Source organism: Mucilaginibacter sp. L3T2-6, assembly GCF_030519355.1.
Taxonomy (GTDB): Bacteria; Bacteroidota; Bacteroidia; order Sphingobacteriales; family Sphingobacteriaceae; genus Mucilaginibacter.
This window is the reverse complement of the sequence record NZ_JAUMKC010000013.1, coordinates 136,767-150,222: the sequence shown is the minus strand read 5'-3', so window position 1 is coordinate 150,222 and position 13,456 is coordinate 136,767. Positions and strand designations below refer to the sequence as shown.

Below are 13,456 nucleotides of genomic sequence, written 5' to 3'. Positions count from 1 at the left end.
TTGAACTTTTGCAAAAGTGCTGTTACAAGCCGGCCAGATCATTTCCGGCTACGGTTATTTTGTTTTCCAAATAATGAGCGGCGCTAAAGTTGTTGCTTTTTACGTTCGACTCGATATCCCGGTAAAGGTTTAACTGATCAGCAGAACCCGTTAAATCCGCCTTGGCATTATCTTTAACGGTCAGGCTGGCTGCAAAAGCATTCAGATCCAGTTTTGCTGCAGCATTATCATGCAGGTCTACGGCGAACTCGATTTTCGAGATGTTTCCAAATGATTTTACTTCGGCATTATCGTAAGCAGAAATGGCACGCAGGTCATTTGCGCTCACCCAAACCACTAATTTTTCAGGTTTGTATGACGATATACGCAACACGCCGTTTGTACTTTGTACCAGGGCGCTTTCTGAATAATACTTGTTGTAAACTTTTACCTGGTCGCTTGCGCCGTCAGAAACATACAGCTCTACATTTCCGTGTATTTCTATTTTATTGATCGCGCTGATATCGGTTAAAACGGTATAAGTGTTAGCATCGCCTTTTAGGGTTGCTGCTTTTGTTGAATTTGCGATTCCTGCGGTTAAACTCAGAGCAGTGAATACGGTGATTATAGCGGTTTTCATGATATTTATTTATTATGTCAATTATTCTGTTTTCCTGTATTTTAAATACGCTAATAAGACGCCCGGAAAAAACAAACGTTACACTAATATGCCCTGTATTAGGCATATAGAAGGTTTTTCCCGGTGAGCACGGTAATTTTACCGGTGAAAATTCCGGAAAGAATTTACTGGGTTAGATTCCGTAGCTCAAGGCCGAATGCCGTAAAGATGAGTTTATCCGTGATCGATAAATTTTTATTAAATCTTAACGGGACATTTTTTGTTATAGACTGTGTATTTATGACCCGTAACCAAATGACAAAATATTCCAAACGCTCAGGTACTATAAATTTAGGCAGCAAACGCCTGCTTGATTTCTTTATCAGCAACCTTGATAAAATATACTGCGCCAAGAAGCACATGGTTGACCGTTTCCCAGAAATTGCCGGCGAAGCTCATTTTAAAGATTTAAACTATGCCATTATGGAAACCGTGGACGATGTTAAAAAACAGATCGAACGGATGAATAGGATATATGAACAACTGGGCGCTGAAAACAAAGCAACGGGCTGCCAGGGGTTAGCCGGAATGATAGAAGAAGCATTTACAGCCATAGGAGAACAGCGGGATGATGCAGCGTTGCGCGATATGGCGATACTCTTCTATCTGCAAAACATGGAGAGTATTGAGGTAGCGTCTTTCCAGGTGTTGCAGATATTGGCTAAAAAAATTAAAAACGCAGAGATAACACAACTATTAAAAGAGAACCTGGATGAATCAAAAGATGACCGCAAATTGCTGCTGGAGATAACCGCACGATATACAAGCAGCTGAAGGTCCATTTATTATTCTTATAATCATTTTAACGGGATATCCCTCTTTAATTACCGAAACCTTGAGAAACTAGTAGCAGGCGGAGTGTACGGAAGGCCGTAATTTTCTCACAGGCTCACCTATCGGTTTGCTGCCCCGCCCGCCGCTCCCGTTTCTTAAATTAATTCACTTCCAGTTCATCCCTGCCTGGCAGTACGGGGAATATACCATGCGGCTCGCTTTGGTACCAGAAAGCTACTGTAGCCAAATCATCCTGCAAAGGCAAATACCGGCCATTATCGCGCCAGCCCAAATCCTGAAGAGTCACTTTTAAGTCCTTTTCAAAGCGTATAGGATCGGCTATGTGCCAGCGGTACAAACCAAATCTTTGGGCTATATTGTAATGTCCATCACCCCGTAATACCTGTGGCAGGCCAGTATAAGGGCCACTAAACTCAGTGTATTCGCTTGTCTCTGTCCCGTCGGCTTTTTTGTGCGGGCTGTCGAAATCGTAAGCGCCGTTAAAATAATCCTCCGTACCGGTTCCGCAAATGGTCGGGAATTTTGTGTCGCCATCCATAAAGAATTTTATCTCTCCCTCGCCCCACCAGCCGTTCTTGTTTGATCCATAAGCCAGGTAAGTGCCCACGTACTGGCCTTTACCTTTAATGCCGTCTGCTACAACAAAATCCTGTTTATAGGGCAGCGGGTTAACCCGGCGAAACTGTGCATGAAAATAAGCCGCATCTTTAGGAACATCGGTCAGTGTATAATCTACCTGGTAGTACAGCACCATATCCCGGTCGTCAATGTTCTCCATGGTTATTTTACATTTTTTACGGAAAGGCATCGGCCAATAGCAATTTAACCCACTTCCTGGGTTTACTACAACAGCCAGCGATGTGACAGGCGCGAACTTACCCCAACCCATGCAGAAAAAGTCGCCCACCGGCACCTCTACAGACGGTGTGGTTTCATCGTCCCAATAAAAACGAATGATAGAGTAGCGCCAGTTGCCCGTGGGTGTCATCCAGATATGCTGTATAGCGCCGGATTCATTTATTTCGGCTATGGTGAAAGTGGTGTGCTTTTTAATAACAACGCTGGGACTCACTTTCCAGGTCTGCCCCAAATCGCGCGAGGCATTCGCACCGGTGCCAGTAGTAGCCATTCCGCCCTTGCCTTTTTCCCCGTTAAAATTTTCCGGGCTGATAGAACGTGTCTTCGCGTCAGACATCATGTACAAATTACCCATGTTTACGCCTAAGCCGTTAAACTTTTGCTGTGCGCTTACCGTTACCGCAGTTAAAACGCCCATCAAAACAATTAAAGCTGATCTTTTCATCTTATTTAATTAAAGTTTATAAAATTCAATTGCATTAAGGCCCCAGAAGCGGGATTGCTCACCAGCAGACAGTTGGGTGGTATACTGCTCCACAATACCGATCATTTTATCATACCCCCCCGCTACGTTACATACCGGCCAATCAGAACCAAACATCACACGGTTTGCGCCAAATGCCTCAAAAACTACGTTAAGGTAAGGTTCAAAATCTTCATATTTCCAGTTTTGCCAGTCGGCTTCGGTTACCATGCCTGATACCTTGCACCAGGCATTTTCATGCTGGGCGATTAGGCGCATGCTATGTTCCCACTTATCTATATTCTGATTTTTAATATCTGGCTTGGCGATATGGTCGATCACAAAACGGACGCCTGATATATTTTTTACGAATTGATTGGTATAACCTAACTGATCCGGAAATACCAGGACATCATAAGCCAGGTCATAATTTTTCAGTGCAGCAATGCCCTTCATAAACCGGGGGTTAAGCATATAGGCCCTGTCAGATTCGCCTTGCAGTACATGCCGCATGCCTTTCATCTTGTTATTCTCCGCATACCGGGCAATTGTTTCGCGCACGTGTGGATGCATAAAATCAACCCACCCGACCACACCTTTTATAAAATCGTGTTTATCGGCGAGATCTAACAAAAATTCCGTTTCAGCTTCCGACTGGTCGGCTTGCACGCTCACACATCCATCAATATGATGCTTTTTCAAGATGGGTTCGATATCTTCCGGATAAAAGTCGCGTTGTATAACCTTCATGGATTCGTTAATCCAGGCATCCCGTACGGGATTAAACTTCCAAAAGTGCTGGTGGGAGTCTATTCTCATTAATTGTAGTTGTAAGTGGTGAGCGGTAAGGAGAGAATGGTTTGAAAACTATTTTTATCCGCATCAAACCATTTCACAGCTCACCTATCCCCATTAGCCATTAAGCATTTGCCAGCGCCCTGTCCAAATGCACATATCCGCCATCCACATAAATCAATTGCCCCGTGGTATGGCTTGAGCGTTCAGATAACAGAAACGCCGTAGTATTTGCAATTTCTTCGGCAGTAGTCATGCGGTTTCCTAACGGGATTTTCGATTCAATGTCTCTGCGTTTGGCAATTGGATCGGGTAAGCTGTTAATCCAGTTTTCGTACAACGGCGTCCAGCATTCGGCCACCACGATTGCGTTTACACGGATGCCGTATTTAAGCAGTTCAACTGCCCACTCGCGGGTTAACGCGTTTCTGCCGCCATTTGCGGCGGCATAGCCGGATGTGTTTCCCTGTCCGGTGGCAGCCGTCTTTGAAGTAATATTTAATATTGCTCCTTTAGATTGTTTTAACGCTGGTAAGGCAAAATGGGCCATCAGGTAATAATGCACCACGTTTTTATGCAATGATGCCATAAACCGCTCATAATTGCCGTTCTCTAATCCTACCCCATCATTTACACCCGCGTTGTTAACAAGACCTTCGATGCGGCCGAAATGTTGCAAAACTTCCTTCACGGCTTTTTCACAGGCTGCCGGTTCGGTAAGTTCGGCCACAATTTGATGAGCTTGTCCGCCCATTGTTTCTACCTCCCGTATCATCGCCTTATTATCAGCTTCACTCCTGCCGACAATAACCGGGATGGCGCCTTCCGCAGCCAGTACTTTCACAATACCCGCGCCTATGCCTTTGGCGCCGCCGGTTACTATAATAACTTTATCTTTTAAATCTAGATTCATCTGTTCCCTTTTTATATCAATGGCCTGCCTGAACTTCAAGCCGCTGCACTTTTAAATTTGTTGAAGCGAAAAACAATATATAAGAAAAACATATTATCGGAACCAGGTAGGCGTATCTGATGCCGCTCATATCAGATACCCAGCCCATAACCGGCGGAATTAACGCGCCGCCGACTATGCCCATTATTACCAACGATGAACCGAGTTTTGTTTGCGACCCCAGGCCTCTTATACTCAGCGAAAAAATTGTCGGGAACATTATCGACATAAAGAACATTACTCCCATTAATCCAAACACGGTAAACCTGCCGCTAAGGAAAAAGATCGATGCGAGCAGCAAAATGTTTATACAGCAGTAAGTTGCCAGCAGTTTTACAGGGTTAAAGTGTTTCATCAGGTAAGTACCGCTAAACCTTCCCGCCATAAAACAAAACAGTGAAGCCACAAGGAAAAAAGAGGATGATCTTTCGTTTAAACCGGCTACATTTTCGCTGTACCTGATAAAAAAGCCCAGGATGCCCGCTTGTGCGCCTACATAAAAAAGTTCGCCCAGGATACCCAGTAATAATGATTTGCGCTTAAGAAGGGAGCCTATCCGGCTTATCAACGAATGTTTTTGGTCAGCAACCTGGCCCGGCGCATCTTCTTCGATTATATTCGGAAGGTGTGATCTGTAGATTAGAAAAGCGACTGTAAGTACCACAAGGCCAATAATGAGATAGGGTACCTGTACTGCAGATGCTTCCTTATTAAGATAGGCATTCAGCTGCGCGGGCGCCATAGCGGCTTCCTGTTCTTTTGTCAGCACTTTCCCGGATAAGATAAACACGCCACCCATTAATGGACCAAGTGCAGCGGCCAGACCGTTGAACGATTGCGAAAAATTTATGCGCCGCGTTGCCGTCGACGGATCACCCAATACCGTTATATAGGGATTAGCCGCAGTTTCTAAAAATGCCGTGCCGCTAAATATGATAAAGAGCGCCACAAGAAAAAAAGCATAGCTGCGTACCGCAGCGGCAGGAAAAAAGAGCATGGCGCCGGTAGCAAAAAGAATAAGGCCCATTAAAATACCGCCCTTATAACCGAAGCGATGCATAAACCTGGCTGCCGGAATTGGTAATATAAAATAAGCTATATATGCAGCAGAGTCGACCAGTGAGGATTGAAAGTCTGTTAGCTGGCAGGCTTTTTTCAAATGCGGTATCAGTATTGAATTCAGGTTCAGTGCAAATCCCCACAAAAAAAACAAGGATGTAACCAGGGCTATAGCAATCTTCTTGTTATCTTTTGCCATGAAAAAGGTTTAAAATCAGTTTATAATCGGTTGTTTGAAAGCCGAAAGCGACTAGTATTTATTCTTTTAGCTTTGGGCTATTAGCGCTTTACTCCGGCAATATAATTATTTAAATGCAGCTTGTATATCCTTCAGCGATATTCCTAATGTTTTCAGAGCTATAGTGTTGAGCTCGCCTTTGTCGCCCGTAAAATGAAATACGCTGTGATTATGCTTAAGCTTTTCACTGGGTTTTAGAAACGCCGCTGGCGACACACTTTCCAACTCAAAGAACGGCCCCATCTGGCTGCCATCTGCTAGCGGGCCGTCATTATAGGCATTTACAGCGTCACCCGTAAATGGGTCCCGATCGGTGCGCCATTCCTGGTTCAGGTAGGTCGAGTTTGGATCAGCATCGAACTGGATGATCGTTAGTATATTATTTTCACCGTCATAATTTCCGGCAAGCTTTTTTGTCCTCGCCGCCGGCATACCCAGCTTGCCGCGCGATTTTCCGTCAGCTTTAAACAGCAAAATGCCATTTTTAATGCTAATGCGATCCTTTGGGATCTCGCCGAAGTAATCTGTGGTTGCCACTTTTCCGGCGCCATCATTATAAGGAATAACAGTGATAGTTTTTGACGATGGGGAGAACATATCCAGATTCCAGATACAGGGTGCGCCGGTTTGCTTGTCCCAGGCTTTATTACCCGTATTAATCAAAGTTGTAGTTGTATGAAAAGCTACTGACTTCACTTTATCATCCAAGTCGATTCCCAGTTTGGTTTTAACGTCACCAGGCTCAAGCATTTCGATGTCCCGGTCAATTTGCAGGGTCAAAGTCGTACCGGCATAATTTAGCAATGTTGCAGTTTTACTTAGTGAAGCCTTTTTATCGGTATTTGATATTAGCTTCCACGCCTCATTATCCACAGCAGCAGGGGTATGCCAATTTGTGAACTCCATTTTAGTACCGGGCTTAAAAAACAGCGAGAACTTGCCGCCTTCCGGCCCAAGCCACAGCCTGTCTTCTCCCCCATAGGCGTTCATGTGTTCATCCGGCTTCTCCTGGTCGAATGTTTTATAGTTTATCCATCCGAAGCTCTTGCCGTTGGCACCGTCGGCAGTCGACGTAAATACCTTGGCCTGATATTTTGGAGAAATAATTATTTCACCTTTGCCGTCCTTACTATTTAAAACAACAACGCTGTCTTTCTTCTTCAGAAAATCGAGGTCGTAGCCAAAAGAGCCTTTTGGATAAGGGCTTTCCGCTGTTGCGGCCTGTTCCTGTGGCGCTTTTCTTTGCTGGCATGCGGCAAGACATATTGCCGCCAGTGCTATAGATGAATATTTTAAGACGCTCATGTATAGTTATGGTTTATGTTTGGGGTTTAATGCAATGGTATTTACAAGTGTACCAATTTTATCGATAGTAATCTCTGCCTCATCACCACTTTGCAAGGTAAATTCCCCTGGCGGCACAAGGCAGGTACCTGTCATTAAATAACAACCATACTGAAAGTCGCATTCCCGGTAAAGGAAGCCTACCAGTTCATCGAAGGTTCGCTTAATCCGGGATACCGTGGTTTCATCCGTATAAATTACTTCCCCACTACGCTTGATATTCAGCTTGATAGCCGTATCACCGCCTATGTGCCCCGAACTCACATACAAACAAGGACCAATAGCCGCGCTTTTTTCATAGATTTTAGCTTGCGGCAGGTATAAGGCATTCTCACCCTCGATACTGCGCGAACTCATATCATTGCCTGCAGTATACCCCTGGATGTTGCCATTTGCGTTTACAAAAAGCGTCAGTTCCGGTTCAGGCACATTCCACACAGAATCCTTACGGATATACACGGGCTGACCATGCCCCGCAACCCGCGACGCTGTTGCCTTAAAAAACAACTCCGGCCGCTCAGCATCGTACACCATATCATACAAACTTGACGCTCCGGAGCCCTGCGACTCTTCCATGCGTGCATCCCTGCTTTTTAAATAGGTCACCCCAGCAGCCCAGATCTCCTGGCGGCTTATAGGCGGCAAAAGCGCATTGTTAGCTAATCTTTCGGCTTTTTCGTCAGCACTTAGCTGTTTGGCTGTTTTAATTTGGCTGGATAGGTAGTCCTCTAAATTATCGCGGTTTACAAGGGTATCCCATGGCTCGTTGATGACAAAGGCAGTTTCGTTTTCTTCTAAAACAATACCCTTAATTGTGTTGTACAATTTCATAACCAATTTTAAAAAATTTTTCTTAAATGTGTGCGGTGGTTTGGGGAAAGTTGACGGTATTAATTTGATAGCACACTGGTACGCGGATTGTTTCAGCACGCCTTCTTATGTCCCGGATATCAGACCAATTGTCCGCCGCCGAAGAATCCTTTTGGGATTTATTTTCATCACAATACCGGCGAAAATTCCCGGTTATTTTTTCACCGGAATAACCTGTCAATTTACCGGTAACTTTCCCCATCCTGCAAGGTTTGTATTCTCATCCCTAAACAACTGCTTTAGTTTTGGTTAACAAAAAACGAAAATCATGAATCAGAACGCAACATTTACGCTCGCTAATCCCGACGATTATATAAACACCTCAACCATTTTTGGTGAAGTTAAGAAGACCATTCTTTCAAAAGATTTCCGGGGTGGGCAAGTGAGCAATCTTTTTGGCAGCACAGAACTCGATTTTTCGCACGCCGATTTAGCCGGGGTAGCCATACTCGATATTTCTCAGGGCTTCGGCGAAGTTAAGATAACCGTTCCGCGCGACTGGTGGGTTGAAACGGATACTACCCAGATTTTCGGTGCCATTGAAGACGAGCGTACCGACATTAGTGAAAGCTACAGGTCTTCAAAAATATTGGTATTGCGTGGTACATCAGCATTCGGTGTTGTCGAAATTCTGAACAGCAACGATTGATGGCCTCCTGACGATACCTTCGTTACAAATTAAACAATAGTTATGCTGTTTGTACGACCGTATAACTATTGTTTTCCTGTCATTTCCAAATGTATTTTCGCCCCCTGATGTGCGGCATCTAATGTCAACACCTCTTTAAATATTGTCGCAGCTTTCGCTTTTTCATCCAAACCAAGATGGCCTAATCCTTCTATAAACCTGGAATGGATGTGGTTACGAAGGTTTAGATTGTCATCAAAAACCAGCATATTGGGTAATGACACAGCAAAATAATCCAGCTTAATATCGTCATCTGCATGCTGCCTGCCGTATTGAACCAACTTATTAAATATATCCATGGCTGATTCGCCGTTCCCTAATTTCCGGTGAGCCAAGCCCTGGTAAAATATTTTGTCGGGTTGCTGATCGTTATAGAAAATAGCGGCGGCTGGTTCACTGAGGCCATTTGTTGCCCTGGTAAAAAATTCTTCTGCCCTTTCTTGTTGTTCCATCCCAGCATAAGCACATCCCAGCCAATAATGAATGTCGTTTTCCTGAGCGCCGTATAATTTACCTTCGCCCAAATTATGCGGAAAAACTTGAGCGTCAGCCAGCAATTCAACCGCCTTTTTGTATTGCCCGATCGCTATACATTGTTTAGCAATTTCCGTTAGCGCCAACTGGTATTGCGCCGAGACTTTGCCTTCCCCCCCTTCCCACGGGTGAAATTTGCGCGCTCGCAGCAGGTTTAACGCCTCTTCACAACGCCCCGCAAAATTATATAAACTTAATCGCTCAAGATAGGTATCGTCACGCTGAAGAGTTGTTATCAAATTATCTTCTAAAAATTTCAGGCGGTTAGCTGGTGAATAATTAAGTCTTTTATACAATTGGTCAAGTTCCATCAGCACTCGGGCATCAGTTTTGTCGAGTTCGAACGCTTTTTCAAAACTTGCCAGCGCCAGCTTTTGTTCATTGTACTTATTAAAGTAAGCGATGCCCAGATTTCGGTGAACAGTAGGAAAATTACCATCGATATTCCGCGAAAGTTCCCAGTATTTTATAGCATCTGCATATTGCCGTTTATCGTAAAACAAATTGCCAAGGTAATACGGAGCCCTGGCATCTGCCGGATTTAATTTAATGGCTGTTTGCAGGATATTAATCTCCACCAGCCGGTTTGGGAAACATAAATACGGGTTGGCTGCGGCAGCCTTTTCCAGGAAAGTTTTTTCCTGGTTTTTATCGCCGCCTTTATAGCCGAACCAAGCCAAACTGTAATACACCATTGGGCTCGTTTCTTGTTCTTTTTCAGCATAGCGTAAAAGATCAGAGGCCTCTTTATAAAGGCCTGCGGCGGCATAATCGAGGGCATATTCCAGTAAATTCCGTTCATCCCTACGCGATAAGTTCAGTAATTCGTCAATCGCTTTATCAGCTTTTTCAACTTGTTTACTGACTCGATAAGCTAATGCCTTTTCGAATATCGCACCCAAATTAAACCTGTCCCGCATCAAGGCATCGCTGGCGGTTTGCAGCGCGCTATCCAAATAATTAAGTTTGCGATAAGATGCTGCTTTCAAAACGTAAGCCTTGCTGTTATTGCTATTTCGGTCTAGTGATTGGACGATGTGGTCAACCGCTTTATAATAATGTCCTCGTTTAACATCTATCAGCGCGACGGAAAAATAACCGGCATCTTTCCAGGCATTGCTCCAGGTAGCTTTAAAAAATGCATCATATGCTTCATCGTCACGCTCCAAAAAAGAAAGGCAAAGGCCCAAATTGTAATAAGGTTCGCTATCATATGGATTTGGATTGCACTGCGTAAGCGTGGCAATTGCACGGCGAAAATATGGTTCACTTTTAGCGAATTGCCCTTTACTTAACAGCCATTTGCCCATGGCATTATTATTCCGCGCGTCCGATGGGTCTCGGCGTAGCGCTTCTTCATAATAGTCAACCGGGTTATACGTGGCATGCCGGTATTGCTCCAAATGTTGCCCGGTGAGGAACAGTTGTTCGACGCTTTCAACATCGGCAGGCGCCAAGGCAGGTTTGGCTGGTTGCGGAATCTCATTTTTTCGATTGGCGGCAGGTTCATACCGTAACAATTCGTTACCGGCATCGTCTGTTATACGCATAAAGTAGTTTTCAGCGGTCAAACCCTTTATGGCGTAGGTTTTTGAGAATACTTGTTCGGGCGACGCGGCAATAGCTTCTGAGAATGATTCTCCATTGCATGAAATGATCAGCAAAATATCATTCCGTTCGGAGGTGGCATAGACTTTCACAGACAATCGGCTATCTTCAATTTGAGTAGCTAATAGAATATCCTTATTGGCATTTTTAACCATCCCCAGCTCCTGGTATGGCATAAAATACTGTGTAAACGCTTTTTCTTCATAAGGCATCAGCCAGCTAAAATCAGGCTGATTATCGGTAAACACGCCGGTCATCAGTTCAATATAGGGGCCGTCCTCATCAGTGAGATTTCTGTCCCAGGCCTGGCCGAAATCACTATGGCCCCAGGTCCATTGTTTTTTGCCAGGTGATACGTGATGATCAGCTACATGCAGTAAGCCGCCTTTGCTGTCATGCTCATACCCACCAACAAAGTCATAATCCGAATTGATAGCCATGTAGGACGTTGGTACGGGGATATTTTTGTACATCGAGATATCCGTACCGGGAGAATAGTCAACCTTATAATATGTTCCTGTCGCAATTGGGAAAGCAGACACATCACGCTTACCATGATCAAAAACTGCATTCACATCCGGCGGAAAGACCGATTGATAATGATCATTCACTTTTACCGCCGGATTTGCCCACCATAAAAATGTTTGCGGCAAGGCAGTCCGGTTAAGTAGTTTAGCAGTTATTTCGATATACGCCTTGTCAGGATGCAGGGTAAAGCCAGCCAGCGCACGGGTATGAAACATCTTTTCTACTTCGTTTATCCAGATGGTTTTGCTTCCATCGCCGTTTTCACTCAGGCTATAATCAACAGGTTCAAATGTGCTTGGGCGGTGGTGTTGCGGCCAGTTAAACTCAATACCGCCTGATATCCAGGGGCCGGTAAGTCCTACCAGTGCCGGTTTGATCACCTGGTTATAGTAGATAAAATCGCGTTGTTTTATTTTATCATAGGCCCGGTGTATCCGCCCGCCAAGTTGGGGCAGAATCATGATTTTTATATAACGATTCTCGAGGAACAACCCGGTGTAGCTTTTGTCTTGCTTTTCGTCTTCTATTTTTTCGATTACCGGGTTCGGGTAAACCACGCCGCTGCTGCCCTGGTAAACCCGTTTTTCGAAAAACATGGGATTTTTATCGGGCTTGCCAACGCCGTACGTGGGTATAACAACATTTTCCTGCCAGATAGAAACAGTTTCGTTAGTCATGTTTGTGCTGATTATGGTTTATTAATTTATGGGAGGGCTATTAAATTAGTGCCTGACCAAATGCTGCTCCAGTTCCTCTAATGTCTGCCCTTTCGTCTCTCTAACTTTCTTTTTCACAAACAGGAAACCCAGGAAACAAATACATGCATATAAGTAAAACGGGCCAAATGCACCCAGTTTTTTTGCAAGTATGGGGAACGTGAAAACCAAAATAAAGTATGCGCCCCATAACGAAACTACAGCTACAGAAGATGCTAATCCACGGATCTTATTGGGAAATATTTCAGATATGAGCACCCAGGTTACGGGGGCCAGCGACATGGCATAAGTGCTGATAGCAAGCAACACAAATACCGAAAGTAACCCCACAGGAGCTTTGTTCTGCAACAGCAGTGCTAATACGATATAAAGGATCGACAGTCCAAGTGCGCCGCCGAGCATCAATGGCCTGCGGCCAAGCTTGTCTACCTGCCACATAGCCAGCAGCGTAAATACCAGGTTTACTACACCTATTGCCACTGTCTCAAAAAGCTGCCGGTTAAGGTTTGCGCCAACAGATTCAAATATGGTGGAAGTGTAATTAAAGACCACATTTATTCCGCAAAACTGCTGGAATATTGCCAGCGTTATGCCCACAATTACCGCTGGTCGTACGCTTTTTTCGAACACCGCTTTGTAAGATTGCTTTGGGGCGCCTTCCATTGAATTCTCTATGGCGCTGAAAGTTTGTTGCGCGAATTGCTGGGAGCCTATTTTATTGAGAACCTTCCTGGCATCCTCCTCTCTGCCGGCCTTTATCAGCCATCGTGGACTTTCGGGCAACCATAAAACGCCGGTTAAAAAAACAGCAGACGGAACTACACCTAATCCAAACATCCAGCGCCATGAGTCCGCACCTTTATCAGCCAAAAAGTAATTAACCAAATTAGTGATCAATATGCCAATTACCACGGTAAGCTGATTGATGGCAACATTCCTTCCGCGTACTTGCGCCGGAGAAATCTCAGCAATATAAAGGGGACACAACATGCTCGCCATTCCCACGCCAATACCTGCTGCGAATCGCATAATGATAAACAATGTTAACGTGTTTGTGACTGCTATGCCCAGAGATGATACCGCGAAAATTATAGCAGCCGCCATCAACCCCGGCTTGCGACCGTATCTATCAGCCACCCCTCCGGCTATAAGGCATCCTGCGATACAGCCAAGTGCCAGTGAACCGGTTAAAAACCCTTCCCATACGGCATCCAGGGCAAATTGTGTGCGTAAAAACGGCAAAGCGCCTGATATCACCGCAAAATCAAACCCGAACAGATAGCCGCCAAGAGCGGAGATAAACGAGATGCCGACGATGTACCGGCTGTTAAATATTCCTGTCTGGCTCAT

At 44.8% G+C, this 13,456-nt stretch carries 11 protein-coding genes; 2 read left to right on the top strand and 9 right to left on the bottom strand.

The features are described 5' to 3' along the window. Positions 1-22 precede the first annotated feature (22 nt). On the bottom strand, positions 23-619 hold the full coding sequence (locus tag Q3W13_RS15500; protein ID WP_302865246.1) for a DUF2807 domain-containing protein: 597 nt from the start codon (positions 617-619) through the stop codon (positions 23-25). 279 nt (positions 620-898) lie between these two features. On the opposite strand from Q3W13_RS15500, the gene Q3W13_RS15495 reads away from it, so the two are divergent. Further along, positions 899-1,432, top strand: a complete 534-nt coding sequence (locus tag Q3W13_RS15495) for a DUF892 family protein (RefSeq protein WP_302865245.1) — start codon at positions 899-901, stop codon at positions 1,430-1,432. Positions 1,433-1,592: 160 nt separating this feature from the next. Here the strand turns inward: Q3W13_RS15495 and Q3W13_RS15490 are convergent, their stop codons facing one another. The 6 genes from Q3W13_RS15490 to Q3W13_RS15465 all read right to left on the bottom strand — a co-directional run bounded on the left by Q3W13_RS15490 (position 1,593) and on the right by Q3W13_RS15465 (position 7,993). Further along, positions 1,593-2,756 carry a glycoside hydrolase family 172 protein gene (locus Q3W13_RS15490; protein ID WP_302865243.1) on the bottom strand — a complete coding sequence of 388 codons (1,164 nt, stop codon included), beginning with the start codon at positions 2,754-2,756 and terminating at the stop codon, positions 1,593-1,595. A 9-nt stretch (positions 2,757-2,765) separates the two neighbouring features. After that, the gene (locus Q3W13_RS15485) at positions 2,766-3,593 is read right to left on the bottom strand and encodes an amidohydrolase (protein WP_302865242.1); all 828 of its coding nucleotides are present in this window, start codon (positions 3,591-3,593) and stop codon (positions 2,766-2,768) included. Between the two features lie 100 nt (positions 3,594-3,693). Beyond that, positions 3,694-4,482: an SDR family oxidoreductase gene (locus Q3W13_RS15480; RefSeq protein WP_302865240.1), complete on the bottom strand. Its 789-nt coding sequence runs from the start codon at positions 4,480-4,482 to the stop codon at positions 3,694-3,696. 16 nt (positions 4,483-4,498) lie between these two features. Continuing rightward, complete coding sequence (gene fucP / locus Q3W13_RS15475; RefSeq protein WP_302865239.1) at positions 4,499-5,779, bottom strand: L-fucose:H+ symporter permease; 1,281 nt, start codon at positions 5,777-5,779, stop codon at positions 4,499-4,501. A 105-nt stretch (positions 5,780-5,884) separates the two neighbouring features. Further along, positions 5,885-7,123: a DUF6786 family protein gene (locus Q3W13_RS15470; protein ID WP_302865237.1), complete on the bottom strand. Its 1,239-nt coding sequence runs from the start codon at positions 7,121-7,123 to the stop codon at positions 5,885-5,887. A 6-nt stretch (positions 7,124-7,129) separates the two neighbouring features. Beyond that, positions 7,130-7,993 carry a fumarylacetoacetate hydrolase family protein gene (locus tag Q3W13_RS15465; protein ID WP_302865235.1) on the bottom strand — a complete coding sequence of 288 codons (864 nt, stop codon included), beginning with the start codon at positions 7,991-7,993 and terminating at the stop codon, positions 7,130-7,132. 307 nt (positions 7,994-8,300) lie between these two features. Between Q3W13_RS15465 and Q3W13_RS15460 the strand changes: the two genes are divergently transcribed. Beyond that, complete coding sequence (locus Q3W13_RS15460; RefSeq protein WP_302865234.1) at positions 8,301-8,681, top strand: LiaF domain-containing protein; 381 nt, start codon at positions 8,301-8,303, stop codon at positions 8,679-8,681. 65 nt (positions 8,682-8,746) lie between these two features. Here the strand turns inward: Q3W13_RS15460 and Q3W13_RS15455 are convergent, their stop codons facing one another. Together Q3W13_RS15455 and Q3W13_RS15450 are read right to left on the bottom strand one after the other, a co-directional pair. Further along, positions 8,747-12,067 (bottom strand): DUF5107 domain-containing protein, encoded by a 3,321-nt coding sequence (locus Q3W13_RS15455; RefSeq protein WP_302865233.1) that lies wholly within the window; start codon positions 12,065-12,067, stop codon positions 8,747-8,749. A gap of 45 nt (positions 12,068-12,112) precedes the next feature. After that, on the bottom strand, positions 12,113-13,456 hold the full coding sequence (locus tag Q3W13_RS15450; RefSeq protein ID WP_302865232.1) for a sugar porter family MFS transporter: 1,344 nt from the start codon (positions 13,454-13,456) through the stop codon (positions 12,113-12,115).

What these genes read in the sequence shown, in the direction of transcription:
- Q3W13_RS15500 (WP_302865246.1), bottom strand. Translation starts at nt 619, where the DNA reads ATGAAAACCGCTATAATCACCGTATTCACTGCTCTGAGTTTAACCGCA.
- Q3W13_RS15495 (WP_302865245.1), top strand. Translation starts at nt 899, where the DNA reads ATGACCCGTAACCAAATGACAAAATATTCCAAACGCTCAGGTACTATA.
- Q3W13_RS15490 (WP_302865243.1), bottom strand. Translation starts at nt 2,756, where the DNA reads ATGAAAAGATCAGCTTTAATTGTTTTGATGGGCGTTTTAACTGCGGTA.
- Q3W13_RS15485 (WP_302865242.1), bottom strand. Translation starts at nt 3,593, where the DNA reads ATGAGAATAGACTCCCACCAGCACTTTTGGAAGTTTAATCCCGTACGG.
- Q3W13_RS15480 (WP_302865240.1), bottom strand. Translation starts at nt 4,482, where the DNA reads ATGAATCTAGATTTAAAAGATAAAGTTATTATAGTAACCGGCGGCGCC.
- fucP (WP_302865239.1), bottom strand. Translation starts at nt 5,779, where the DNA reads ATGGCAAAAGATAACAAGAAGATTGCTATAGCCCTGGTTACATCCTTG.
- Q3W13_RS15470 (WP_302865237.1), bottom strand. Translation starts at nt 7,123, where the DNA reads ATGAGCGTCTTAAAATATTCATCTATAGCACTGGCGGCAATATGTCTT.
- Q3W13_RS15465 (WP_302865235.1), bottom strand. Translation starts at nt 7,993, where the DNA reads ATGAAATTGTACAACACAATTAAGGGTATTGTTTTAGAAGAAAACGAA.
- Q3W13_RS15460 (WP_302865234.1), top strand. Translation starts at nt 8,301, where the DNA reads ATGAATCAGAACGCAACATTTACGCTCGCTAATCCCGACGATTATATA.
- Q3W13_RS15455 (WP_302865233.1), bottom strand. Translation starts at nt 12,067, where the DNA reads ATGACTAACGAAACTGTTTCTATCTGGCAGGAAAATGTTGTTATACCC.
- Q3W13_RS15450 (WP_302865232.1), bottom strand. Translation starts at nt 13,456, where the DNA reads ATGAGCCAGACAGGAATATTTAACAGCCGGTACATCGTCGGCATCTCG.